The organism is Pseudomonas sp. ES4 (genome assembly GCF_050586665.1).
Taxonomy (GTDB): Bacteria; Pseudomonadota; Gammaproteobacteria; order Pseudomonadales; family Pseudomonadaceae; genus Aquipseudomonas; species Aquipseudomonas frederiksbergensis.
On sequence record NZ_JBOBDO010000031.1, the window covers coordinates 35251 to 60951 of the forward strand.

Annotated in this window: 20 protein-coding genes; 13 read left to right on the forward strand and 7 right to left on the reverse strand. The window is 60.4% G+C overall.

Annotated features, from left to right (window positions below; genetic code table 11):
• Nucleotides 1–71: 71 nt before the first annotated feature.
• Nucleotides 72–5927 (reverse strand): retention module-containing protein, encoded by a 5856-nt coding sequence (locus ACQ4OB_RS25040; RefSeq protein ID WP_430956662.1) that lies wholly within the window; start codon nucleotides 5925–5927, stop codon nucleotides 72–74.
• Between the two features lie 591 nt (nucleotides 5928–6518).
• On the opposite strand from ACQ4OB_RS25040, the gene ACQ4OB_RS25045 reads away from it, so the two are divergent.
• The 3 genes from ACQ4OB_RS25045 to ACQ4OB_RS25055 are packed head-to-tail and all read left to right on the forward strand — an operon-like array spanning nucleotide 6519 to nucleotide 11441.
• Nucleotides 6519–7877, forward strand: a complete 1359-nt coding sequence (locus ACQ4OB_RS25045; protein ID WP_074874419.1) for a TolC family outer membrane protein — start codon at nucleotides 6519–6521, stop codon at nucleotides 7875–7877.
• An 18-nt stretch (nucleotides 7878–7895) separates the two neighbouring features.
• A complete protein-coding gene (locus ACQ4OB_RS25050) occupies nucleotides 7896–10055 on the forward strand; it encodes a type I secretion system permease/ATPase (protein WP_074874417.1) in 2160 nt (719 codons plus the stop codon).
• 9 nt (nucleotides 10056–10064) lie between these two features.
• The gene (locus tag ACQ4OB_RS25055) at nucleotides 10065–11441 is read left to right on the forward strand and encodes an HlyD family type I secretion periplasmic adaptor subunit (RefSeq protein WP_074874415.1); all 1377 of its coding nucleotides are present in this window, start codon (nucleotides 10065–10067) and stop codon (nucleotides 11439–11441) included.
• Between the two features lie 130 nt (nucleotides 11442–11571).
• Here ACQ4OB_RS25055 and ACQ4OB_RS25060 read toward each other — a convergent pair whose 3' ends face one another.
• Together ACQ4OB_RS25060 and ACQ4OB_RS25065 are read right to left on the reverse strand one after the other, a co-directional pair.
• Nucleotides 11572–12177 (reverse strand): tRNA-uridine aminocarboxypropyltransferase, encoded by a 606-nt coding sequence (locus ACQ4OB_RS25060; RefSeq protein ID WP_430956663.1) that lies wholly within the window; start codon nucleotides 12175–12177, stop codon nucleotides 11572–11574.
• Nucleotides 12178–12182: 5 nt separating this feature from the next.
• Nucleotides 12183–13076, reverse strand: coding sequence for a LysR family transcriptional regulator (locus ACQ4OB_RS25065; protein WP_007945995.1), 894 nt, complete (start codon nucleotides 13074–13076; stop codon nucleotides 12183–12185).
• Between ACQ4OB_RS25065 and ACQ4OB_RS25070 the strand changes: the two genes are divergently transcribed.
• The 6 genes from ACQ4OB_RS25070 (at nucleotide 13075) to ACQ4OB_RS25095 (ending at nucleotide 18749) form a co-directional block, all read left to right on the forward strand.
• Nucleotides 13075–13305, forward strand: coding sequence for a hypothetical protein (locus ACQ4OB_RS25070; protein WP_430956664.1), 231 nt, complete (start codon nucleotides 13075–13077; stop codon nucleotides 13303–13305). The genes ACQ4OB_RS25065 and ACQ4OB_RS25070 overlap by 2 nt on opposite strands.
• Before the next feature lie 137 nt (nucleotides 13306–13442).
• A complete protein-coding gene (gene speB, locus ACQ4OB_RS25075; protein WP_430956665.1) occupies nucleotides 13443–14393 on the forward strand; it encodes an agmatinase in 951 nt (316 codons plus the stop codon).
• 9 nt (nucleotides 14394–14402) lie between these two features.
• Nucleotides 14403–14825 (forward strand): YybH family protein, encoded by a 423-nt coding sequence (locus tag ACQ4OB_RS25080; RefSeq protein WP_007905130.1) that lies wholly within the window; start codon nucleotides 14403–14405, stop codon nucleotides 14823–14825.
• Between the two features lie 54 nt (nucleotides 14826–14879).
• The gene (locus ACQ4OB_RS25085) at nucleotides 14880–16391 is read left to right on the forward strand and encodes a purine-cytosine permease family protein (RefSeq protein ID WP_074874406.1); all 1512 of its coding nucleotides are present in this window, start codon (nucleotides 14880–14882) and stop codon (nucleotides 16389–16391) included.
• 168 nt (nucleotides 16392–16559) lie between these two features.
• Nucleotides 16560–17939: a sodium:solute symporter gene (locus ACQ4OB_RS25090; RefSeq protein WP_430956666.1), complete on the forward strand. Its 1380-nt coding sequence runs from the start codon at nucleotides 16560–16562 to the stop codon at nucleotides 17937–17939.
• 84 nt (nucleotides 17940–18023) lie between these two features.
• A complete protein-coding gene (locus ACQ4OB_RS25095; protein ID WP_430956667.1) occupies nucleotides 18024–18749 on the forward strand; it encodes an MBL fold metallo-hydrolase in 726 nt (241 codons plus the stop codon).
• Between the two features lie 205 nt (nucleotides 18750–18954).
• Here the strand turns inward: ACQ4OB_RS25095 and ACQ4OB_RS25100 are convergent, their stop codons facing one another.
• Both ACQ4OB_RS25100 and ptrR read right to left on the reverse strand, forming a co-directional pair.
• On the reverse strand, nucleotides 18955–19083 hold the full coding sequence (locus ACQ4OB_RS25100) for a PA1414 family protein (RefSeq protein WP_007914492.1): 129 nt from the start codon (nucleotides 19081–19083) through the stop codon (nucleotides 18955–18957).
• A 140-nt stretch (nucleotides 19084–19223) separates the two neighbouring features.
• On the reverse strand, nucleotides 19224–20117 hold the full coding sequence (ptrR, locus tag ACQ4OB_RS25105) for a putrescine utilization regulator PtrR (RefSeq protein WP_074874400.1): 894 nt from the start codon (nucleotides 20115–20117) through the stop codon (nucleotides 19224–19226).
• Between the two features lie 103 nt (nucleotides 20118–20220).
• Here ptrR and ACQ4OB_RS25110 point away from each other — a divergent pair, with 103 nt between their 5' ends.
• Nucleotides 20221–21402, forward strand: coding sequence for an MFS transporter (locus ACQ4OB_RS25110; protein WP_102616662.1), 1182 nt, complete (start codon nucleotides 20221–20223; stop codon nucleotides 21400–21402).
• On the opposite strand, the gene ACQ4OB_RS25115 is transcribed toward ACQ4OB_RS25110, so the two are convergent.
• Complete coding sequence (locus ACQ4OB_RS25115) at nucleotides 21347–22279, reverse strand: DMT family transporter (RefSeq protein ID WP_102616661.1); 933 nt, start codon at nucleotides 22277–22279, stop codon at nucleotides 21347–21349. The two genes, ACQ4OB_RS25110 and ACQ4OB_RS25115, sit on opposite strands and share 56 nt — an antisense overlap.
• Nucleotides 22280–22415: 136 nt before the next feature.
• Nucleotides 22416–23252, reverse strand: coding sequence for a CvfB family protein (locus ACQ4OB_RS25120; RefSeq protein WP_102616660.1), 837 nt, complete (start codon nucleotides 23250–23252; stop codon nucleotides 22416–22418).
• A 351-nt stretch (nucleotides 23253–23603) separates the two neighbouring features.
• Between ACQ4OB_RS25120 and ACQ4OB_RS25125 the strand changes: the two genes are divergently transcribed.
• The 3 genes from ACQ4OB_RS25125 to ACQ4OB_RS25135 all read left to right on the forward strand — a co-directional run bounded on the left by ACQ4OB_RS25125 (nucleotide 23604) and on the right by ACQ4OB_RS25135 (nucleotide 25679).
• Nucleotides 23604–23792 (forward strand): hypothetical protein, encoded by a 189-nt coding sequence (locus tag ACQ4OB_RS25125; RefSeq protein WP_017337097.1) that lies wholly within the window; start codon nucleotides 23604–23606, stop codon nucleotides 23790–23792.
• A gap of 220 nt (nucleotides 23793–24012) precedes the next feature.
• Nucleotides 24013–24729 (forward strand): TorF family putative porin, encoded by a 717-nt coding sequence (locus ACQ4OB_RS25130; protein WP_430956668.1) that lies wholly within the window; start codon nucleotides 24013–24015, stop codon nucleotides 24727–24729.
• An 80-nt stretch (nucleotides 24730–24809) separates the two neighbouring features.
• Nucleotides 24810–25679, forward strand: a complete 870-nt coding sequence (locus tag ACQ4OB_RS25135) for a DUF6279 family lipoprotein (protein WP_430956669.1) — start codon at nucleotides 24810–24812, stop codon at nucleotides 25677–25679.
• Nucleotides 25680–25701 lie beyond the last annotated feature (22 nt).

The following is a 25701-nucleotide window of genomic DNA, read 5'->3' on the forward strand; positions in this document are numbered from 1 at the left end:
CAGAGGAACAACAAAAAAACCCGCCACCCCCTATCACCGGGATCGCGGGTTTTGTCGTTTCAGCCTTCAAGTCACACCGTATCCACCTTCAACGAATGATCATTCAACATCCCGTTGATAATCGTCGCCGTATCCTGCCCCCCTGCAATCACCCCACCCGCCCCCGGCGTTACGCCGTAATGGCTGGCCAGGTTCACACCCGCCAGGTCGATGGTCTGGTTCGGCGCGGCGCCGGCCATGGCGCTGACGTCGATGCTGGTGACCAGTGATTCGCCGCTGCCGGTGACTTTGAAGTGCAGGTAATCATCCAGCGATGCCGCGGTGCTGTTTTCCCCTTGCAGCAGTTGCGACAGGTCGAGTTTGTCGATGCCCGGCGTGAAGTCGGTGACCACGTCGTGGCCGCTGTTGCCTTTGAGCCACTGGAAAGTGTCGGCACCGCTGCCGCCGGTGAGGGTGTTGTTGCCCAGGCCGCCGATGAGGAAGTCGTCGCCGTCCCCACCGTTGAGCATGTCGTTACCCAAGCCGCCGTTGATGATGTTGCTGTGGTTGTCGCCGGTGAGGCTGTCGTTGAAATTTGAACCGGTCAGGTTTTCGATCGCCGTCAGGGTGTCGGTCCCGGCGCCCGCCGTGTTCTGCGCACCGAGCACGCCCAGATTGACCGTAACCCCGGCCGTGGCGTGGGCATAGCTCGCGGTGTCGACGCCGGTGCCGCCGTCGAGCAGGTCGTTGCCGGCACCGCTGTACAGCAAGTCATTGCCGGCGTCGCCGTGCATTTCGTTGTTGCCGGAACCGGCGGTGAGTACGTCGTTGCCGTCGCCGGCATTGATCACGTTATTACCGGCGCCCGCCACCAGTACATCGTCGCCCGCCGTGCCGGTGAGGGTGTGGCCGTCCTGATAGGTGATGGTGACCGCGGCGTTGTCGCTGCCGCCATGGCTGTCGTTGGCGGTGTAGCTGCCGTGGGCATCTGGCGCGATGTCGTGGGCGCCGGCGTAGTTGACGGTCATCGTGAGCTGGTAGTTTTCCGCGCCCTTCCCGCTGTTGCCCGGGCCAGGGTTGTCGGTGTTGGTGATGTGGATCTGGTAGGTGCTGTCCGACGTTGCGGTGAGGGTTTGCCCGTCCGCGAGGGCGATCCATGCGCCGCCGTTGATCGAGTACTCCATGGCGACATGAGCGGCTGGCAGATTGTGATTCAGGTTGAGGGTTTCACCTTGTTTGAGGTCGACGCTGATGTGGTCCTGATCGTAAGTGTTGTTGACCGCTCCCAGCGCCCCGCTGACCACCAGCACCGCCGTCATGGCTGCCGTGTTGGCGACGAATGCACTGCGGGCGAGGGTCACCGCCTGCTCGTTACCGCCGGTGAAGCTGAAGTTTTGATTGGTGCCGGTGAAGTCAGCGCCTTTGGCAATCCAACCGGTATTGAATGAGGTCGGCGATGCGGTGAGCGGATCCTTATCCGCATCGGTGTCATTGGCCAGCAGCAACGCTTGCGGTACCACGATGTTGCCCGACAGCACGTTGGTGATGATGTGGTCATCGACTGCCACGGGTGGCGCGTTCGCAATGATTGGGTTTTGGTCGCCGCCGTTGTCGATGATGCAGCTATTGTTCACGTCGATGGTGATGGTGGTGGTCCGCTCGTCGCCATCGCCATCGCGCAAGGTGTAGGTGAACACGTCGGTCGCACCGGGACCGTTCACGGCGTCCGGGTTGCTGTGGTAAACCGCGTTGCCCGCCGCATCCAGCGTCAGGTAACCGTAGGTGCCGTTGATCTGGCTGTTCAGGCCGCCGATGGCCGAGGTCGAGGTGTCTGAACCGGCACGCACACCGACCACCCCAATGCCATCGGCATCGCTGAAGTCGTTCGCCAGCACATTGCCGCTGACGATACCGCCCTCCACGACCGAGGCGGCGTCGGGGTTGGCGGTCGGCAGGTCATCGACGATCTTGACCACGATGGTGCTGGTGGTGGAGTGCCCCAGGGAATCGGTGGCTTTGTAGGTGAAGCTCTCGCTGACGGTGTTCTCGCCATCGTCGGCGTGCGGAGTGGTGCTGGGCGCCGAGGTCAGCGTGTAGGTGTAGGAGCCATCGGGATTGAGCAGGATTTGCCCATAGGTGCCGATGGCGCTGCCGACCAGGGTGTAGGTGATCGCGCCGACCGCGCCACTGACCGAACCGGCCAGGGTGCCACTGGCGGTTTCAGCCGTGAGGCCCGGCTGACTTCCGGTGACGGTACCGGGCGCCAGATCCTGACCGTCCTTGTTCAGATCGAGGGCTTTTTCGTAGACGGTCACGTCGCTGTCACTGACCGCCGTGATGCCGCTGTTAAACACGTCGATGGTGATGGTGGTGGTGCTCTGGTCACCGTCGGCATCTCGGATGGTGTAGGTGAACGTGTCGGTCGCGCCGGGGCCGCTGACGGCGTTGGGGTTGCTGTGATAAACCGCGTTGCCGTTGGCTTCCAGCGTCAGGTAACCGTAGGTGCCGTTGATCTGAGTGTTGAGGCCGCCCACGGCCGGGGTCGAGGTGTCGGAACCGGCGCGTACGCCAACCACCGCGCCCCCCGCTGCGGGGCCATCGGCGCCAGTGACATCGTTTACCAACACGTTGCCGCTGATGATGCCGCCCTCCACGACCGAGGCCGCGTCGGGGTTGGCTGTCGGCAGGTCATCGACGATCTTGACCACGATGGTGCTGGTGGTGCTGTTGCCCAGGGCGTCAGTGGCTTTGTAGGTGAAACTTTCGCTGACGATGTTCGGCCCGTCGTTGGCGCTCGGCGTGGTGCTGGGGGCCGAGGTCAGCGTGTAGGTGTAGGAGCCGTCGGGATTGAGCAGGATTTGCCCGAAGGTGCCGGTGGCGCTGCCGACCAGGGTATAGGTGATCGCACCAACCGCGCCGCTGACCGAACCGACCAGCGTGCCACTGGCGGTTTCGCCGGTATTGCCCGGCAGGCTGCCGGTAGCGGTACCGGGCGCCAGGTCCTGGCCGTCCTTGTTCAGGTCGAGGGCTTTTTCGTAGACGGTCACGTCGTTGTCGCTGACCGCCGTGATGCAGCTGTTGAGCACGTCGATGGTGATGGTAGTGGTGCTTTGGTCACCGTCGGCATCGCGGATGGTGTAAGTGAACACGTCGGTCGCGCCAGGGCCGCTGACGGCGTTGGGGTTGCTGTGGTAGACGGCGTTGCCGTTGGCGTCCAGCGTCAGGTAACCGTAAGTGCCGTTGATCTGAGTGTTGAGACCACCCACGGCCGGGCTCGAGGTGTCGGAACCGGCGCGTACGCCGACCACCGCGCCACCGACAGCGAGGCCATCGGCGCCGCCGATGTCGTTCCACAACACGTTGCCGCTGACGACGCCGCCTTCGGCGACCGAAGCCTCGTCGGCATGGGCAATCGGCAGGTCATCGACGATCTTGACCACGATGGTGCTGGTGGTGCTGTTGCCCAGGGCGTCAGTGGCTTTGTAGGTGAAACTTTCGCTGACGGTGTTCGGCCCATCGTTGGCGTTCGGCGTGGTGCTGGGGGCCGAGGTCAGCGTGTAGGTGTAGGAGCCATCAGGATTGAGCAGGATTTGCCCGAAGGTGCCGGTGGCGCTGCCGACCAGGCTGTAGGTGATCGCACCGACCGCGCCGCTGACTGAACCCACCAGCGTGCCACTGGCGGTTTCGCCGGTATTGCCCGGCAGGCTGCCGGTAACGGTGCCGGGCGCCAGGTCCTGGCCATCCTTGTTCAGGTCGAGGGCTTTTTCGTAGACGGTCACGTCGCTGTCGCTGACCGCTCTGATGCTGCTGTTGTGTACGTCGATGGTGACGGTGGTGGTGCTTTCATCACCGTCGGCATCGCGGATGGTGTAGGTGAACACGTCGGTCGCGCCAGGGCCGCTGACGGCGTTGGGGTTGCTGTGGTAGACGGCGTTGCCGTTGGCGTCCAGCGTCAGATAACCGTAGGTGCCGTTGATCTGGCTGTTGAGGCCGCCGATGACCGGAGTCGAGGTGTCTGAACCGGCACGCACGCCAACCACCGCGCCCCCTGCTGCGGGACCATCGGCACCGGTGACATCGTTCCCCAATACGCTGCCGCTGATGATGCCGCCCTCTGCGACCGAGACCGCATCGGGGTTGGCGGTCGGCAGGTCATCGACGATGTTGATGTTGATTTGCCCGGTCGCCGTGCTGCCGTCGATATCGGTGGCGACGACGTCGAAGTTCTCGTAGAGGCTGTTGGCGCCGTTGGCATTGGGGTGGTCGCTGTCGTAATTCAGGGTGTAGCTGTAGCTCACCACGCCTGTGGCCGGGTCGTAACCGGTGATGGTGAAGGTGGCACCCGTCCAGGTAGTGGCCGATAGAGGGAAACCTGCCGCCACTCCACCGCTGACCACCGCGACGCCGCTCACGGTCAGGGATTGCAGGCCATCCGGTGCGTTGACGGTGAAGGTGCCGCTCTGGGTCAGGGCCTGGGTATCAGGGTCGGTGCCGTAGCTGAGGTTTTTTTCGTAGACAGTGAGTTCGCCACCTTCGACGTTCAGGCCGCCAATCGTGACCGGGTCATCGTTGTTATGGATGTTCAGCACAAGCTTGGCAGTGCTGGTGTCGCCGTCGGCATCGGTCAGGGTGTAGGTGAAGGTTTCGGTCCCGCTGCCACCGGCGTGCAAGGCTTTGAAGTCGGCGTCGCTGGTATTGAGGGTGTAGGTGTAGGTGCCGTTGGCGTTGAGCACCAGGGTGCCGTATTGACCATTGAACGTGCCGCCAACCACTGGCCCGCTCTCGGGTCCGGCAGGAATGCGGTCAGCGCCTTGAACGTCGTTGGGCAGCACACTACCGGCCAGGGTCACCAGGGTTTCCGACGCGTTGTTGGCATTGTTGTCATCGACCGCCTTGGGCACGTCGTCGGTGATGTTGACGTCCAGGGAACCGGTGGTGAAATCGCCATTACTGTCGCCGGCCACCACGGGGAAGTGTTCGCTGAGGGAGTTGGTGCCGTCACCGGCCGGGTGGTCTTCATTGTCGTTGAGGGTGTAGCTGTAACTCACAACCCCCGTGGCCGGGTTGTAGCCGGTGACGGTCAGGGTGTTGCCCAACGGGGTGGTGATCGATTGCGGCAAGCCTGCGGCAACGCCACCGCTGATCACGTTGAGCCCGCCGATGCTCAGGCTGGTCAACCCGTCAGGCGCAGACACGCTGAACGTGCCGGACTTGGTCAGTGCACCAGGATTGGGGGCCGAACCATCGGCCAGATTGGCCTCATTGAGGGTCAGTTCGCCCCCTGCCACCGACAGGCCGGTGAGGGTCACCGGATTGTTCGGCACATCTGGAACAACGGGTGTTACGGGAAGAACTCCTGTCCCTCCGGAGCCACCTGAACCGCCAGAACCACCAGCACCACCAGCACCAGCGCCGACGTCGCCGTTATCTCCGTTGTCCGGATCTCCCTCCCGCCGTGCCAGGGGAAACTCGGGAATACCGTTGAAGCCCGCAGTAGGAAAACCAATCGTCGGATCGACCCGCCCGCCCACCTCTTCAAGCATGACGAACGAGTGGCCGCCGCCCAGTGCACCGGGTGCGCCGGTCGAACCCGGTCCGGCCGCCGTGGCTTCAGCCGTCTGGGTCGGGTCGTCGCCAGCGGCGATCGCTTTTTGCAGGCGCTCGACATCGCTCAATTGCGCGTGGGTCGGCGTCACCGGTTCAGGGGTCTTTACAGGGGACGGCTGATTGGCGAGGAGCTGAGGCGTCATCTCCATACTGCTGCCACGCCCAAGTGTCAGTTCCTGGCCATTGTGCAGATGAACCGCCACCGCGCCTTCGGCCCCGGTGACCAGTTGATCGCCGGCGAACAACCGGTCCCCTTCGATCAGCGCGCGTCGGGTGCCATCGCTCGCCTGCGCGAACACCTGACCAATGACCTTACTGACAGTACCGATGAGCGTAGCCATGTGCACTTCCTCCGCTGCCAACCACTGTCGGCATCCTGTTTTTGCGAAGAACGTGCTCCTGGCTACAACGGGTTGCCTGGCGAAATCACCTGCGGGCGCGGTTACGTCGAGTAAGCCGCTGCCCTGGCGCCGTTCTCGCCAAGCGTGCCGCTCGCGGGCAATGTGTCTGCTGCGGGATAAAAACCCTCTGCAATCAATGGCATCGGGACCCACTTGCACAACACGTCGCCTTTTGAGCGATGCGTAACAGTTTTGATTCACTAAGGTGACAAAAAACCGTCACCGAAAAACCGTCCGCTTCCCTCCCCTCCAGCACTTCCCCGCCCTTTATCGATTGTTGGTCTGGAACTTTCCTCAAGCCCCGATGAGCGCCCTAACGCTCGTAAATCAAGGGCTTTCGCAGTGAACAATGTGCTGGATTTTTCGGAGCGCATAAGTTTTTTTTGGCATAAGCCTTATGAGAAATTCTTCTATGGTTTTCCCCAAAATGTTCTTAGCTCTGTTGTTACAAGCATGAAACGGTTTTCACTATAAATGTCGTCAAATATTTGGCGACTAATAAGCATCATTAGGAATCAGGGAGAGGCACCCATGCGCGTATTAACCCCCCTCTGCAGCGCAATTCTGCTGGCCATGGCCTGCGCTTCTCAAGCTCAGGCCATGTCATTGACGGAGGCGATCCAGAGCACCATCGCGACCCACCCGGAGCTGGCCTCGCGCGTAGACAGCCGCCTTTCGGCCGATGAACAAGTGAAAGTCGCCAAGGGAGGATTTTATCCATCGGTTGATCTGAATGCCGCGTACGGGCGCGGGTACAGCGATAACACCAGCACCCGGGCACTCGGTAATCACCACACCGAAATCCTCACCTACACCCAATCGGAATTGCGTCTGCGGCAGATGCTCTTCGATGGCTTCAATACCGCCAACGAAGTCCAGCGCACCAAAGGCGTGGTCAATTCCCGGGCCTATTACGCTCAGGGCACCGCTCAGGATCTGGCCCTGCGTACCATCGAGGTCTACCTCGAAGTGCTCAAGCGCCGCGAACTGGTGACCTTGGCCAAGAACAATCTGCAAGCTCACATGCGAGTCAACGATCAGATCGGCCTGCGCACCGAGCGTGGTATCGGCAGCACCGCCGACTCCGACCAGTCCGTCGCTCGCCGGGCACTGGCACAAAACAACCTCGATACCGCTGAAGTCGATCTGGCGGATGCCGAATCGAACTTCTACGCCGTCGTCGGGCGCCTGCCCGATGAACTCGAAACCCCGCCCTCGACCCGCGGCGAACTGCCCGCCACCTTGCAGGAAGCCCAGCAAAGCATGGTGGAAAACAACCCGTACCTGAAATCCGCCCAGGCCGATGTGCAGTCAGCCGAGAGCCAGTACGAAGTCGCCAAGTCACCGTTCTACCCTCGGTTCGACGCCGAAGCCGCCGTGGGTGCCAACAACAACGTGCAGGGCGATGAAGGCCATGACAACGAATGGCGAGTCGGCATCGTGATGAACTACAACCTGTTCCGCGGTGGCAGCGACAAGGCTCGCCTGGCTTCCGATGCACACCAGATCAACCAGGCGATGGACATCCGCAACAATGCCCTGCGCCAACTCAACGAGAACATTCACCTGGCCTGGAACGCCATGGTCAACGCCAAGAAACAAACCCCGACTGCCCGCGAATACGCCGATACCAGCCAACGCGTGCGCGTGGCGTATCAGGACCAGTTCGGCCTAGGCCAACGCACCCTGCTCGACCTGCTGGACAGTGAAAACGAGCTCTACAACGCTAACCGCCGCTATACCGAAGTGCGCTACACCGAGGAGTTCTCGATGTACCGCGTGCTGGCGAACATGGGGCAGTTGCTGAGCAAACAACGGGTGGTATTGCCCGCCGATGCGATCGCCTCCACGGAAGTAAAAAACGAAGCCCGTCTGCCTGAACTGAAGTAGGCCTATGGAGAGATCAATGTGACCAGCATGGAACCCGGCAACATTGGTGTCGATCCGCGCCTGAGCTTCGATGACCCGCTTCTGGATGGTCTGTTGATCCTCTGCAAACTCCACGGCGCGACAGTCAGTCGCGCCAGCCTGAGTGCCGGGCTGCCTCTGCACAAACAACGCTTGAGCCTGGACCTGCTGCCTCGCGCAGCGGCCCGGGCCGGCTTGCAGGCGCGATTGCTGCGCCGTGAACTGGCGGACATTAGCGCCCTCAACCTGCCGATAATGCTGATCCTCAACAACGGCCGAACGGCCATTCTGCGACGCTTCGGCGATGACGGGCAGCTGTTGATTTTGCCGAGCGAAGCCGATGGCGGTGAACAATGGGTCAGCAGGGATGAACTGGCAGAGAATTACAGCGGCCAGGCCTTGTTCGCCCGGCCACGGCATGAACTGGAAGACTTGCGCTCGCCCTTGGTACCGCGGGTTGAGGCGTGGTTTCGCGACACCTTGAAGTTGTCGAAGTGGCTGTACAGCGACGCGATTCTGGCGAGTTTCCTGATCAACCTGCTGGGGCTGATGGTGCCGCTGTTCGTGATGCAGACCTACGACCGGGTGGTGCCGAACCAGGCCACGTCGACGTTGTGGGTGCTGTCGATCGGCTTGCTGATCGGCACCGGTTTCGAACTGGTATTGCGGGTGGTGCGCGCGCACCTGCTGGACACCGCCGGGAAGAAAACCGACGTGATCCTTTCCGCCACGTTGTTCGAACGCATCACCGGCATGGCGATGAAAGCCCGGCCGGCAACCATTGGTGGTTTCGCCCAAAGCATTCATGACTTCCAGGGTCTGCGGGAATTCCTCACCGCCGTGACCCTCACCAGCCTGATCGACCTGCCCTTTGCCGTGCTGATGCTGGTAGTGATCGGCCTGCTCGGTGGCTGGCTGGTGGTGATTCCGTTACTGGCGTTTCCGCTCACGATCATCTTCGCGATGGTGATCCAGGTCCGCCTGCGCGACACCGTTCAGAAAAGCCTGGCCCTGGGCGCCGAACGCCAGGCGCTGCTGATCGAAACCCTCGGCGGCCTGGAAACCCTCAAGGCCTGCAGTGCCGAAAGCGAACGCCAGCACAAATGGGAAAGCACCCACGGCGCCCTCACCCGCCTCGACAGCCATGCGCGCAACCTCTCGGCGCTGGCCACCAACGGCACGCTGTTCATCCAGCAATTCTGCGGCATGGCGACCATCGTCGCCGGGGTCTACAGCATCATCGCCGGCAACCTCAGCGTCGGCGCGCTGGTCGCGACGTACATGCTCGGCAGCCGGGTGCTCGCGCCGCTGGGGCAGATTGCCGGGTTGATCACGCGCTATCAGCAAGCGCAACTGACCATGAAAAGCACCGATGCGCTGATGTCCTTGCCCCAGGAGCGCGACGCCAGGCAACGGCCGCTGGAACGCACGCAACTGCAAGGCGCGATAGACGTCAGCAATGTGACGTTCCACTACAACGGCCAGAACGCGCCGGCCCTGGCCAACATCAGCTTCAGCGTGAAACCCGGTGAGCGGATCGGCATCATCGGCCGCAGCGGCTCGGGCAAAAGTACCTTGGCGCGGCTGGTGATGGGGTTCTACGCCCCCGAAGAAGGCCAACTGCTGCTCGATGGCCTGGACCTGCGGCAACTGGATGTCGCCGACCTGCGCCAGCAAATCGGTTACGTCGCCCATGACCTGCCGCTGTTGGCCGGCAGCTTGCGCGACAACCTGACCCTCGGCGCACGCTACATCAGCGATGCACGGATGCTCGAAGTCGCCGAACTGACCGGGGTCACCGAGCTGGCCCGTCAGCATCCGCAAGGTTTCGACCGGCCAGTGGGTGAACGCGGACAACTGCTGTCCGGCGGGCAACGCCAGGCAGTGTTGCTGGCCCGCGCCTTGTTGCTGGATCCGCCGATCATGTTGCTCGACGAACCCACCAGCGCCATGGACAACAGCAGCGAAGACGTTCTGCGGCAAAAACTCCACCGCTGGGTCCAGGGCAAGACCCTGCTGCTGGTGACCCACCGCACCTCGATGCTCAGCCTGGTGGATCGGCTGGTGGTACTGGACAACGGGCGGATCGTCGCCGACGGCCCGAAAGAAGTGGTCATCGATGCACTGCGCAAGGGCCGTGTCGGCTCTGCGACGGTTTAGGAGCTGGCCATGGCGCGTTCATCGTCCGACACCTCGTCCAATTCGAAACCGCGCGGCTACTTCGGCAGTTTCAGCAAAAGCGCCGAAAGCGAATTCATGCCGGAAACCGCGGGCGCCTCATTGCAGGATTCACCACGCTGGTCGCGGATCACCGTGTGGCTGGCCGCTGCGCTGATTATCACGGCGGTGGTCTGGGCCAGGTTCGCGGTGCTGCAGGAAGTGACCATGGGCGAAGGCAAGGCGATTCCGTCGAGCAAGGTTCAAGTGATCCAGAACCTGGAGGGCGGCATCGTCACTGAAATCTTCGTTCGTGAAGGGCAAATGGTGAACAAGGGCGACACCCTGCTGCGCCTCGATGACACTCGATTCCTGTCGAACAAGGGCGAAAGCGAGGCCGACCGTTATGCGCTGACCGCTCAAGTCGAAAGGCTGTCGGCCGAAGCGGAAGGCCGGCCGTTCAAGCTGTCCCCCGAAGTGATCGCCAAGGCACCGCAAGTGGCCGAGGACGAACGCTCGCTGTACGAACAACGGCAACGTCGACTGGCCAGCGAACAGCGCACCCTGAGTGAGCAACTTCGGCAAAAAGCCCAGGAACTTGCCGAGTTCCGCTCGAAACAGGGCCAATACAGTTCAAGCCTGGCGCTATTGCAGCAAGAAATGAACATGTCCGCGCCGCTGGTGGGCAGCGGGGCGGTTTCGCCGGTGGAAATCCTGCGACTCAAACGCAGCGCGGTGGAGATTCGCGGTTCATTGAACGCCACGACCCTGGCGATTCCCCGCGCTGAATCGGCGATCAATGAGATCAAAAGCAAGATTGACGAGTCCGAACAATCCTTCCGCTCCGACGCGGCGAAAGAACTGAATGAAAAGCGCACCGACCTGTCGAAAATCACCGCATCGAGCATTGCTATCGACGACCGCGTGACCCGCACCACGGTAGTTTCGCCGGTGCACGGGATTATCAAAGTACTGAAGGTCAACACCATCGGCGGCGTGGTCCAGCCGGGCAGCGACATGGTGGAAATCGTGCCCATTGAAGACAACTTGCTGATCGAAGCCAAGGTCCGGCCGCAGGACGTGGCGTTTCTGCACCCGGGCCAAAAAGCCATGGTCAAGTTCAGCGCTTATGACTACACGATTTATGGAGGATTGACCGCGAAACTGGAGTTGATTGGCGCGGATACGATTACCGATGACAAGGGCAACAGCTTCTACCTGATTCAGGTGAGGACGGATAAGAATCACTTGGGCGGGGATGTGAAACCGTTGCTGATCATTCCCGGGATGGTGGCGACGGTGGACATCATCACCGGGGAGAAAAGCGTGCTGGATTACTTGCTCAAACCAGTGCTTAAAGCCCGGACCGAGGCAATGCGCGAACGGTAGTCTCTGGCCGGGATTTTCTGTGATTGTTCTACCGCTATCGCGAGCAAGCTCGCTCCCACAGTGGATCGCATTTTTTCTGGAAGAACTCGGTCAACTGTGGGAGCGAGCCTGCTCGCGATGAGGCCCTCAATCACAACGACTCTTTCGGCCCATGATTGCGTCGAAAGGTCTCCTCCCCCATCGCTGCGATCTGCCCCTCGATCAACGCTTCGAACGGTTTTAACAACGGTTCGAAAGAGGTCGGTGCTTCGAGGGTCTGCAACGCCTGAACAATCGCCTCCACCGTCGACAACGCCCCCGGTCCCGGTGCCTTGCGCAATCGATATCTCGACACCGCGCCCTGCGCCAACGTCACCCTCGGCAGCGCCGCCAGCAGCGGATTGAGGTGCAGCATCTTGCGCGCCTTGCGCCAGGTGCCGTCGGGGACGACCAGTAATAACGGCTGATCATTTGCCGTGTAAGCCTGCAACGGCTGCGCATCATCGGCAGGAAACAGCAGCCGCGCCTGATAACCCGGTTGAGTCAACAGCGCCGGCAAATCCTCGAACACCTCGCCAACGATCAACTCGGCATTCTTCAACCCCAATGCCGCCAATCGCGCCGTGTTCAGTGCATGATTCACTTCGCTCGGGTGCTGCAACAACAGCACTCGGGTGCGGCTGTCGAGGCTCGGAATCAGTGGGCACAAACAGTGAGTGTGCGGACGCAGGCAGCGCGGACATTGGATTCTGGACATTATTCTCAAGCCTGATTCAGTTGTGCTTTGAGCAAATCGCGAAAGGTCTGGATCAACGGCTCGCGGCTGCGGCCACGACGCACGATCATCGAGAACGGCGCCTGATAGCCGAAGGTCGCCGGCAACAGCACCCGTAAATCACCCTTGTCCGCCCAAGCCTGCGCGTAGTGCTCCGGCAAGTAACCGATGTAGGCACCCGACAGCACCAGGATCAGCTGCGCCTCCATGCTTTCCACCGTCGCCGCGCTGTGCTTGAAGCCGTGACGTGCCAGTTCTGCCTGGCTCCAGTAGCCGCGGCCAACCATGCGTTGCTGCGTAATGACTTGCTCGGGGATGCGCCGTTCGGTGAACAGCGGATGACGGCTGCTGCAATACAACCAGTGTTGTTCGCGGTAGAGCGGCATGTAGACCAGACCGCTCATGCGCGTGGAGAACGCGCCGATGGCCAGGTCGAGGCGGTTGTCCTGCACGCCGAGTTGCAGTTCGTAAGGGCTCATGACCGACAAATGCAAATGCACGGCCGGGTGTTCCTGGCTGTAGGCGCCAATGGCTTCGGCGAACGGCAAGGCCTTGTCGCTGACGGTGGAGTCGATGACGCCGAGGTTCAAGGTGCCGCGCAGTTCGCCCTTGAGGGCGGCAGCGTATTGTTCGAAGCCTTCGAGTTCGCCGAGCAGGCGCAGGGTCTCCTGGTGGAACAGTTCACCTTTGCTGGTCAGGCTGAAACCACCGCGGCCGCGATGGCAGAGGACCAGGCCGAGGGCGGCTTCGAGCTGGCTCATGTAAGTGCTGATGGCCGAGGTCGAAAGGTTGAGTTCTTGCTGGGCGTTGGCAAACCCCTGATGGCGAACCACGCTGACGAAGATGCGCAACAGTTTCAGGTCGGGTAATGCGTTGGCCATGGGGGCACTCCAGCAAAAACACGGTCAGACATTGAACCCCGTAGCAGCTGACGAGCACCGCGAGGCTGCGTTCGGCGACGAAGTCGTCGTGAATTCGAGCGATGCGGTATTTCTGGAAAACCTCGCGCTCAGGTTTTACGACGGCTTCGCAGCCGAACGCAGCCTCGCGGTGCTCGTCAGCTGCTACATGGGCACTGCGAGTCTATCGCCGCCGCGGCCATTAGTTTAGAAAAATCTGAACTAAGTATTTGCCCGTAGCGATTCTTCCCGGCCACTACATTTCGCAGAATCGCCCCACAGCGGTGCCGGCGTCTCCCCGACCAGTGCAACCGACATAAATAAAACAACGACGATGAGGCCTTACCCGTGGACAAGATTCTTCACCAACCACTGGGCGGCAATGAAATGCCGCGCTTCGGCGGCATCGCCACCATGATGCGACTTCCCCATGTGCCAACCGCTGCCGGTCTGGATGCTGCCTTCGTTGGCGTCCCGCTGGACATCGGCACTTCCCTGCGCCCAGGCACCCGTTTCGGGCCTCGCGAAATCCGCGCCGAATCGGTGATGATCCGCCCGTACAACATGGCCACCGGCGCTGCACCGTTCGACTCGCTGTCGGTTGCCGACATCGGTGACGTAGCGATCAACACGTTCAACCTGCTGGACGCGGTACGGATCATCGAAGAGTCCTACCACAAGATCCTCGAACACAATGTGATCCCCCTGACCCTCGGCGGCGACCACACCATCACCCTGCCCATCCTGCGTGCGATCCATAAGAAGCACGGCAAGGTCGGCCTGGTGCACATCGACGCTCACGCGGATGTGAACGATCACATGTTCGGCGAGAAAATCGCCCATGGCACCACCTTCCGTCGCGCTGTCGAAGAAGGCCTTCTGGATCCGGACCGCGTGGTGCAGATTGGCTTGCGCGCTCAGGGTTACACCGCTGATGACTTCAACTGGAGCCGCAATCAAGGCTTCCGTGTGGTTCAGGCTGAAGAATGCTGGCACAAATCCCTGGCACCGCTGATGGCCGAAGTTCGCGAGAAAGTCGGCGGCGGTCCGGTGTACCTGAGTTTCGATATCGACGGCATTGACCCGGCCTGGGCACCAGGCACTGGTACCCCGGAAATCGGCGGTCTGACGACCATTCAGGCGATTGAAATCGTGCGCGGCTGCCAAGGCCTCGATCTGGTCGGCTGCGATCTGGTGGAAGTCTCGCCAGCGTACGACACCACCGGTAACACCTCGCTGCTGGGCGCCAACCTGCTGTACGAAATGCTCTGCGTACTGCCGGGCGTGGTCCATCGCTGAGGATCGGTCATGAGCGAACGTGATCAGGTACTCAATGCCGCCGCTGAGCTGGTATCGGCCTTTGCCCGTAACGATCGCGAAGCTTACTTCGGCGCATTCAGCGTTGATGCCAGCTTCGTGTTCTACACCCTCGAGCAGCCCCTGCTGTCGCGCGATGCCTATCAGGCGTTGTGGGACACCTGGCGCGCCGAGGACGGCTTCGAGGTGCTGTCGTGCACCTCGAGCAACGCCTTCGTCAGCCTGCAAGGTGACGTGGCGATTTTCATCCATGACGTAGCCACCGAGCTGCGCATGCAAGGGGAGCAACACTTCAGCCAGGAACGCGAGACGATTGTTTTCAAGAAACAGACGTCTGGCCAAGAACAACAAGGCCTATGGCTGGCCTGCCACGAACATTTGTCCGCGATGCCGGAAGGGCTGCCACCCCCTTAGCCAAACAGGTGACGCTCACACACGATGAGCGCGCCTTTATGATCGGAGCTGATCATGAATAACAACAACAAAGACCAAAGCCTTACGCAAATCGAAACCCACGGGGTCGAACAGATCCCGGACAGCGAGCGCACTGCAGGTCCGACGGATTTGTTCCGGATGATCTTCGGTGGTTCCAACACCTTTGCCACCGCCGTGCTCGGCAGTTTCCCGGTCCTGTTCGGCCTGTCTTTCCAGGCGGGCGTCTGGGCGATTGTGCTGGGCGTGTTGCTGGGTTCGCTGATCCTCGCGCCAATGGGCCTGTTCGGCCCGATCAATGGCACCAACAATGCCGTGTCTTCCGGTGCACACTTCGGCGTGCACGGGCGGATCATCGGTTCGTTTCTGTCGTTGTTGACCGCCATCGCCTTCTTCTCGCTCTCGGTGTGGAGTTCGGGCGACGCGTTGATCGGTGGCGCCAAACGCTTGATCGGCCTGCCGGAAACCGACCTGACCCTGGGCCTGGCCTACGGTCTGTTCGCAATCCTGGTGCTGACGGTGTGCATCTACGGTTTCCGCTTCCTGCTGTGGGTCAACAAGATCGCCGTGTGGAGCGCCAGCCTGTTGTTTCTGCTGGGCATCTTCGCCTTCGCCGGGCCGTTCGATGTGAATTACGCCGGCTCCGTCAGCATGGGCCAACCGGGTTTCTGGGCCGCCTTCATCGGCGCGGCGCTGGTGGCGATGAGCAACCCGATTTCCTTCGGTGCGTTCCTCGGTGACTGGTCGCGCTACATCCCGCGTGACACCTCCAAGCGCCGGATCATGGCTGCCGTGGTGATCTCGCAGATCGCCACCTTCATCCCGTTCCTGTTCGGCCTAGCCACCGCCACCATCGTAGCGATCAAGGCGCCGGACTACATCGCCGCCAACAACTACGTCGGCGGCCTGCTGGCGGTTTCACCGAGCTGGTTCTTCCTGCCGGTGTGCCTGATCGCGGTGATCGGCGGCATGTCCACCGGCACCACCTCGCTCTATGGCACCGGGCTAGACATGTCCAGCGTCTTCCCTCGTGTGCTGTCACGAGTCAAGGCCACGCTGCTGATCGGTGTGATGTCGATTGCCTTCATCTTCATCGGACGCTTTGCGGCGAACCTGGTGCAGAGCGTGTCGACCTTCGCCGTGCTGATCATCACCTGCACCACCCCGTGGATGGTGATCATGATCATCGGTCTGCTGGTGCGTCGCGGCTTCTACTGCCCGGATGACCTGCAAGTGTTCACCCGCGGCGAGAAAGGTGGTCGCTACTGGTTCACGCACGGCTGGAACTGGCGTGGGCTGGGTGCCTGGATCCCGAGTGCTGCGGTGGGCTTGTGCTTTGTCAACTTGCCTGGGCAGTTCGTGGGTCCGCTCGGTGAACTGGCCGGCGGCATCGACATCAGCCTGCCGGTCACCCTTGGCCTGGCATCGCTGGTGTACCTGACGCTGCTGAGCCTGTTCCCGGAATCGGCCGCGGTGTTTGGCCCAAACGATCCACGCAGCAAGGGTGCAAGCACCATGGCAAAACCTGAACTACGTCAGCCCGCCTGACACCGACCCCCCTGTGGGAGCGAGACCGGCTTGCCGGCGATGACTGCGGCACATCCGACATTGATGTGACTGATAAATCGCTATCGCGAGCAGGCTCGCTCCCACAGGGGCCGGTCCACAGAACCATCTTTGTTTCACCATAAAAAAGACAATCGGAGACACGCCATCATGGCTTTGGATTTATTCGTCGTACTCATCTACGCCGCCGCGATGCTGATACTCGGCTACTACGGCATGCGCAAGGCCAAGACCCACGAAGACTATTTGGTCGCCGGTCGCAACCTCGGCCCTGGTCTCTACATGGGCACCATGGCCGCGACCGTTCTGGGCGGTGCATCCACCGTCGGCACCGTGCGTCTGGGCTACGTTCATGGCATCTCCGGTTTCTGGCTGTGCGCCGCACTGGGTTGCGGGATCGTCGCGCTGAACCTGTTCCTCGCCAAACCGCTGCTGAAACTGAAGGTTTTCACCGTCACCCAGGTGCTGGAAAAGCGTTACAACCCGATGGCTCGTACCGCGAGCGCAACCATCATGCTGGCCTATGCGCTGATGATCGGTGTGACCTCGATCCTGGCGATCGGCACCGTGCTGCAAGTGCTTTTCGGTCTGCCATTCTGGCTCTCGGTGCTGCTCGGCGGCGGTGTGGTGGTGATTTACTCGACCATCGGTGGCATGTGGTCCCTGACCCTGACCGACATCGTCCAGTTCGGGATCCAGACCGTGGGTCTGATGTTCCTGTTGCTGCCGATCTGCCTGTACCGTGTCGGTGGCTGGGATCAACTGGTTGCCCAATTGCCGGCCGCCAGCTTCAACTTCACCAGCATCGGCTGGGACACCATCATTACGTACTTCCTGATCTACTTCTTCGGCATCCTGATCGGTCAAGACATCTGGCAACGGGTGTTCACCGCACGAAGCGAAAAAGTCGCCAGGTACGCCGGTACATCGGCCGGTATTTACTGCATTGTCTATGGCCTGGTGTGTGCGCTGATCGGCATGGCTGCTCATGTGCTCATTCCGGATCTGGACAACGTCAACAATGCCTTTGCCGCCATCGTCAAAGTGTCCTTGCCGGATGGCATCCGGGGGCTGGTCATCGCTGCGGCACTGGCGGCCATGATGTCCACCGCCAGCGCCGGCCTGCTCGCCGCATCCACGACCCTGACCGAAGATCTGCTGCCGAAACTGCGCGGCGGCAAACAATCGAACGTAAGCGTCAATCGCCTGTTTACCCTGCTGACCGGCATCGCCGTATTGGGTATCGCTCTGGTGGTCAATGATGTGATCAGCGCGCTGACCCTGGCCTACAACCTGTTGGTGGGCGGCATGCTGATCCCGTTGATGGGTGCCATTTACTGGAAACGCGCCACGACGGCCGGTGCGATCACCAGCATGGCGCTGGGCTTCGCCACCGCGCTGGTGTTCATGATCAAGGACGGTATGGACGCCAATACCCCGATCTACTACAGCCTCGGCGTAGGCCTGGTGAGTTTCGTGGTGGTCAGCTTGCTGTCCCGTCGTCCGGCAGGGGTGGCCAGCGCCGCCTAAGCTTTCCATAACGACTTGATGCTTTCTTCGACGGGTGTGGCGTCGGTTGCCACACCCGTTTTTTTCGTCTGGAGAAAACCTTTGATGAAGATTGTTTCTCGCGATCAGTGGTTTGAGGTGAAACAGCTCAGTGACGACATTCGATTGATTCACGAGCCTTACATCCGCCCCTTCTATCGCTGCAACCTCTGGCACATTCAGGGCCGCGACAAGGACCTGCTGCTCGACAGCGGCTCCGGGCTGGTCAGCCTGCGCGAGCAACTGCCATGGATCACCGAACGGCCGCTGGTCGCCGTGGCCAGTCATTGCCATTTCGACCACATCGCCGGGCATCACGAATTCCCCGAACGGCTGGTGCATCCGGCTGAAGCGCAGATCCTCGCGTCACCGGACGGTGAGAACACCTTGAGCACGGCGTTTGTCGGCGACGAAATGTTCGAGGCGCACCCGGATTGCCCCTTGTGCTACGCCGAGTACCGGGTCAAAGCTGCACCGGCCACAGGTTTGATCGAAGAAGGTGACGTGCTGGACCTGGGCAACCGCGTGTTGCAAGTGCTGCACACACCAGGGCATTCACCGGGTGGGATCAGCCTGTACGAAGCGGCGACCGAGACCCTGTTCAGCGGCGACATCATCTACGACGGGCCGCTGATCGAAGACGCCTACCATTCCAACCTCGACGACTACGCCCGCAGCCTGCGGCGTTTGCGCGAGTTGCCGATCCGCACGGTGCATGGCGGGCACTTCGGAAGCTTTTCCGGGGAGCATTTGCGCACGATGATTGACGAATGGCAGCGCTTGCACGCCTGATGCGGGGTGTCTAATAGTCGCCAGTTGCTAATCAGTATTAACCAGTGGACACGCCGTCCTGTGGCGAGGGGATTTATCCCCGTCCGGCTGAGAAGCAGTCGCAAATCGACTGACGCGGGAAACCAGACTCAACCCGGTTGAATGGTCTGGGGGCTGCTTCGCAGCCCGACGGGGATAAATCCCCTCGCCACAACCAGGCCGACAGTTACCGGCGGCGCTGCTGGCGTCGGCGTTGTTCGTCGTCGGTGCGAATAGGCACAGGTTGCAGAGGTGGTTCGATCAAACCGAGTGCAACACCCAGGTCGTGCAGCCAGTTTTGGATTTTCTCTTTCATGGTGCCCCCTTCAGGGTAGTGCCGAGTAGCCAAAAATTCTGTAGCCACTTCGCACTGATAATAGTCCGAAGTCCTACGCAATGCTCGCCCAAAGTCGCAATGATCTGTTACTGAATTGATCAAAATACCTGACCGATAGTTCAAGCCATCTCCCGAGCCTGACTCGGCGCAGACGGATAGACCAATTGTTGCTGTTCAAGCCAGGCATTCAAGTTCGCCCCCACCATGCCTTTGCGCCACATCAGCCACGTGGTGGCACTGGCAAATGGCTCGACCAACGGATGCACCGCCACGCTTTCGCGGCCCGGCAGGCTGGCGAGCATCGACTCCGACATCAGCGCCACGCCTGAGCCTGCGATCACGCAGGCAAGCATCCCCGGATAGGACTCGATTTCCATCGCCCGGCCCATGGCCGCGTGGTAATGGGAGAACCAGGCTTCCAGGCGCATGCGGTAGGAACATCCCTGCCGAAAAGTGAACACTGACCGCCCTTCCACATCCAGCGCGCTGAGGATCGGTGGGTGATCGGCCTCGCTGATCAGCACCAGCCGTTCGTCGCACAACGGGACGCCGTCGAGCCCGGCCAGTTCCAGCGGACCGTCCACCAGCGCCGCATCGAGACGCCCGGTGAGCAAACCTTCAAGCAATTCACCGCTTGGCCCGGACTGCACTTGCAGGTTCACCGCCGGGTAAGTGCGGTGATAGCGCGCCAACAACCCCGGCAGATGAATCGCCGCGGTGCTGTACATGGTGCCGAGCACGAAGTCTCCGGCCGGTTGCCCGCCCTGCACCGCCGCCTGAGCTTCGTCGCGCAGATTGAACAGCTTGGCGGTGTAGTCCAACAGGACTTTTCCCGCAGGAGACAACTGCAAACGCTGACGTTCACGCACGAACAGTTCTACGCCGAGTTGTTCTTCGAGCTGTTTAAGCCGGGTCGACAGATTTGATGGCACCCGGTGCAGGCGTTCGGCAGCGCGGGTGATGGAACCTTCCTCCGCTACTGCCTGGAAAATCCGCAATTGGCTGAATTCCAAACCTTTCTCCAAATCAGAACAAGTTACTCACTATTATTCATTTTAAAAGAAAGTCAATCAGTCCTAGCCTGACGGTCATTAATCCTCAGCTGGAATTCAGACCATGCCTCCTCTGATTCGCTTACTCGCCAGTTTCATCGCCCTGATGATGGCCATGGGCATCGGGCGTTTCGCCCTCACGCCGCAGCTGCCGCACCTGCTCAGCGAAGGTCAGATCGACCTGACCGCCGCCGGTCTGATTGCTGCGGCCAACTACCTCGGCTATTTCGTCGGTGCAGTAGATGCGATGATCTCTCGCCGTCCCGAGCAAGTACGTCGACGGTTGCTGGGCGGTTTATGGCTCTGTGTATTGCTGACGTTGGCTTCGTTCTGGGCCAACGGCTTTTGGTCCCATCTGGCGCTGCGGTTTGGTACCGGTGTGGCCAGTGCCTGGGTGCTGGTGATGATCACTGCGTTGAGCCAGCCACTGGCCGCGGCGGCCGGTCGCCCACGGCTTGGCGCCCTGGTATTTGCCGGACCGGGTCTGGGGATTTTTCTGACGGGTTTGTTGGCCTTGGGATCGAACCTTCTGGGGCAGACGTCTGCAGCCTTGTGGCTGGTATATGCCGGCGTCGGGCTGGCAATGCTGCTGGGGATTCTGCCATTCCTGCCGCAACCGGCCACGACAGTGGTCACCGCCCCCAGCGTCGCCGGCTCGGGCAATCATGGCATCGGCCGTTTAGGTGTCGTCTATGGGCTGTACGGTTTGGGCTACATCATTCCGGCCACTTTCCTCTCGCAAATGGCCAACGCGCAGTTCCATGGCCAATGGCTGGCCGATTTGTTCTGGCCTTGCTTTGGTCTTGCTTCGGCCATCGGGGTGGTGCTGGTAAGTCTGCGTCGACAACGCCCACATGGCACTCGTTATTGGCTGATGGCGACATTGTGGCTGCAAGCCGCCGGGGTCTTCGCCTGTTTGTTGGGCAGCGGCCCAGGCCTGGCGTTGGGCGTGATCCTTTGCGGCACGCCGTTCCTGGCCTGCATGCAGCTGGTGATGCAACGTTCACGGGAACTGGCGCCCCACGCCACCCAGCGCAACGCCGGGCTGCTGACGGCATGCTTTGCCGTGGGCCAGCTCGCCGGGCCGTTGCTGGCCGCATTGAGCAGCCACTTCAGCGGTGGACTGCAGCCCGCGCTGGTGTTCGCCGGTAGCGGATTGATTGTCGCTGGCGGTCTGTTACTGCGCCCGGTCAGCTCTGCCCAAGGGCTTTGCGCAAGCGACGGCGCACCCACTGCTCAGCACTGACAAAAGTGATGCCTAATAACACCAGCACCGCGCCGACAACAAAGTTGACGCTCAGCTCTTCGCCCAGCAACACCACACCGAACGTGACGCCGAACAGCGGCGTCATGAACGAAAACACCGCCAGATTCGCCGCCAGATAACGGCGCAACAACCAGAACCAGGTCAGGTAACTGAAGAACGACACCACCAATCCCTGGAACAACACACTGGCCACCGCCACGGTGGTCAGGCTGACGTGAGTGACCTGTCCGCTGAGGATCGCAATCAGCAACAGGCCAACGAAACCGACAATCAATTGATAGAACAGTGTCAAGGTCACCGGCGCTTCCGACAGACGCGAAGCGCGAACCACCACCGTGGTTGCCCCCCATGACGCGCCGGCCAGCACGCCCAGCGCGTCGCCCATCAACATACGGTGATCGAGGTTGTCCCACGAGACCCCACCGGCAAAGGCGATGGCGATCCCGACGAAGGCGAGAAAAATCCCCAGCCACTGGACCGGCCTCAGACGCTCACTCGGTAACAGCCAATGAACGCCCAATGCGGTGAAGATCGGCGCGGTGTAAAGGAACACCGACATGTGCGCGGCCGTGGTCAGTTGCAGGCCTTCGGAAATGAAGAAGAACTCCAGGCCAAAAAGCGCGCCAGCCAGTAGTCCACCGCGCCAGGTGTTGCCCACTTGATCCCAACCGCCCTTCCAGCAGATCAACAATCCTACGAGCAACGCGGAAATACCCGAGCGCCCGGCGGCCTGCATGACCGGCGCGATGTCTGGCGCCGCCCACTTGATCATCACCTGCTGAACACCCCAGATCAGGCACAACCCAATCATCACTTGCAGGGCGAACCCATCGGCGCTGCGCCGGGTGGTGCTCACAGTGATACCTCGGCAACACAATCCATGGCAGAAACTCGGCAGGAAAAAACAAAGCCCGGCATAGGGCTATCGGCCCCCCCGAACGCAGCCTCGCCGGGGCTCGACAGCTGCTACAAGAGCTTGACCGGTATTACGGTCAGCTCAGTTCGATGCGATCGGCGTGAATAATAATCTGGCCGTTCTTGTACAACGCACCAATGGCCTTTTTGAAGTTGCCCTTGCTCACGCCAAACATACTGCTGATCACCGTCGGGTCGCTCTTGTCACTGACCGGCAGGCTGCCATTGTTGTCGCGCAACTTGGCGAGGATCTTCGAGTTCAGGCTGGTGGCGGCTTCTTCGCCTACCGGTTGCAGGCTCAGGCTGATCTTGCCGTCGGCACGGACTTCTTTGATAAAGCCCTTCTCTTCTTTACCGGCGCGCATGAACTTGAAGATTTCGTTCTTGTGGATCAAGCCCCAATGCTTGTTGTTGATGATCGCCTTGAAACCCATATCGGTGGCTTCGGCAACCAGCAAATCAACTTCCTGGCCAGGGGTGTAGTTGGCCGGGGTCTTGTCGAGGTAGCGGTCCAGACGCGCCGTCGCGGTGATGCGGCGGGTGTGCTTGTCGAGGTAGACATGCACCACGACATACTCGCCGGCGGTCATCTGACGTTTTTCTTCGGAGTACGGCAGCAACAGATCCTTCGGCAAACCCCAATCCAGGAAAACACCGATGCTGTTGACTTCAACGACTTTTAAACTGGCGAATTCACCGACTTGAACTTTCGGCTTTTCGGTAGTTGCGATGAGTTTGTCATCGCTGTCCAGATAAACAAAAACGTTGAGCCAGTCTTCATCTTCGCTGGGAATATCTTTGGGAATATAACGATTAGGCAGGAGGATTTCGCCATCCGCGCCACCGTCCAGATATAAACCGAAGTTAGTGTGTTTAACCACTTGCAAACTGTTGTAGCGCCCGACTAAAGCCATTTCCAATACCCTCATTGCGTGGGCGGCATTCTACCCGGTTTTGCGGGCCGCGTTCGCTGGCCAGCCCGGTGGCGCGAGAAAATCCTCTGAAGGGCTCAATTTTCCTGGGTTTTACCGCAAGCGCCAGGCCGCTCGTCAGGCCATCCTGGAGATTTTCGCCCCTGTCCGCCAGACCGAGAACTGTAATTTTTGACGATCGTTCTTAGTTAAAACAGCAGCTTAGAGGCCTATTCAGAACAATAACTTGTGATTAATTCTTCATCTGCCCTGTGTATTTCGGGGAGATATTTACCAAGCAATTGTCAAGTATTTCCTGTACGATGCCTGGCCAAGTTAATTTTCTATAGGTTAATGGCCGCCATGCGTGTAAAAGCATCCAACAGCAAAGCAAAGCCAGCTCCAGCCGTTGAAACCAGCGAATCGATCAACAACCAGATTGCTGCGTTCCTCAAGTCCGGCGGAGAGATCCAGCAAATTGCCAAAGGCGTCAGCGGCCAGACGTTCGGCCCGTCCAAGCAGATCACCCTGGGCAAGAAGTAACTTCCCCCAAGATCCGCTGCGTCACCTGGTCCCTAAGCGCTTTGAGCTTCGAAGCGCTTGGACTGGAACCCTCCTCGCAATACCTCCGCAAACAAACCAATATTTCAAAAATCGACGAACGGCCCTCGATGCCGATCATTCGCCGGTATGCTTGCACACGTCTAGATCAAGCGTTTCAGTAGGTTTTTAGTGCCTGCACCTCGCGGTCATGGAGTGACGCATGCTCAAACCCTCCTATTTATTGCTCGGCACCCTGCTGTCGTGTTCGGTCGCCAATGCGCAAATCTTTCAGCGTGAACTGGGCGACTTCGATCTCAAACTCGGCACCACCCCCAGCCGCAGCATGGCCCAGGGACTGGTCAAACCTTCCAGTACCGGCTCGTTCCACGGTGGGCTCGACCTGAGTCATGACAGCGGTTTTTACGTGGGTCAATGGGCACCCAGCATGGGTTTAACGCCAGGGGCCAACCTTGAAGTCGACTCCTACATGGGGTTTAAACAGCCTTTCGATAATAGCCTCGGGTACGAAGTCGGCATGATCCGTTACAGCTATCCGAAAGTGGACACCCTCGACAGCCAGGAGCTTTTCGGCGGCCTGACCTTTCTGGGCAGCCGTTTCGGCGCAGCCTTCAGCAACGACCCGGACAAACAGAACAGCACCGTATTCGCCGACCTCGGTGGTAATCAGCCGTTTGGCATCGGGATCAGCATGAAATACACCACCCACCAGCTCAACACGCCGGTGTCTGTCGACGGTGGGTACGTAGGCAGTTTCACCGATTGGTCAGTGCAACTTTCCCGCCCGTTCATGGGCGTCGATCTGGACCTGATCTACAGTGACTCCAACTTGAGCGGCAACAGTTGCTCCGCCTATTCCGGGCACAACAGCCAATGCGACGGGCTGGTCACCCTCAAGGCCGAACGCGCCTTTTACTGATCAGCTGAACTGCGAGGCTTATCCTGCGTTCACATAGAAAAGCCCATTAAAAAAGCCAGGACTTCGCAAAGGATTCGCCCATGTCGCGCTGGTTGAAGTGTCTCGCCGTCGTTATCACCCTCAGTCTCGCCCTCGGTGCGTGCAGCCGCGTGGGCCTGGCCTATCGCAACCTCGACGTGATCATTCCGTGGACGCTCAGCGACTACCTGGACATGAACGGGGAGCAAAAAGACTGGTTTAATGAGCGCCTCAAAGAGCACCTGAGCTGGCACTGCACCACGCAATTGCCGGGCTACCTTGACTGGCTGGATCGCTTGCAAGTGATGGTAGAAACCAACCAGGTCACCGAAGCCGCACTGCAATCCCGCACCCAGGAAGCCAAACAAGCCATCGCCCAGACCGCACGGGAAATCACCCCGTCGGCCATTGAGCTATTGCAGGGGCTAAATGACCAGCAAGTCGCGGAAATGAACGAGGCCTTCGCCAAGGACCAGCGTAAACGCCAGGAGCAATACCTCAAGCCGTCTCTCGACCAACAGATCAAGGCCCGCAGCCAGCGCATGGAAAAACGCCTGAACGACTGGCTCGGCCCGCTCAGCGCAACCCAGCAGAGGCGTGTTGTCGCGTGGTCAAACGCCTTGGGGGACCAGAATACGCAATGGATCGCCAACCGCGTCCATTGGCAGAAGCAGTTCAGTGCGGCGGTTGCGCAGCGCCAGAGTCCAGAATTCCCACAGCGAATCGAGACGCTTCTGGTCAATCGCGAGAGTTTGTGGACGCCCGCTTATCGCCAGGCCTTCGCCAGCACCGAAGCCCAGGCCCGGGCATTATTTGTGGACTTGATGGCCGACAGCACACCGGAACAGCGCCAGCGGCTGCTGAAGAAAATAGAAGGTGTGCGCAAGGACTTCAACGATTTGAAGTGCCTGAAAGCAGCACAACAGAGCTAAGCGCAACGCAAATCCCCTGTGG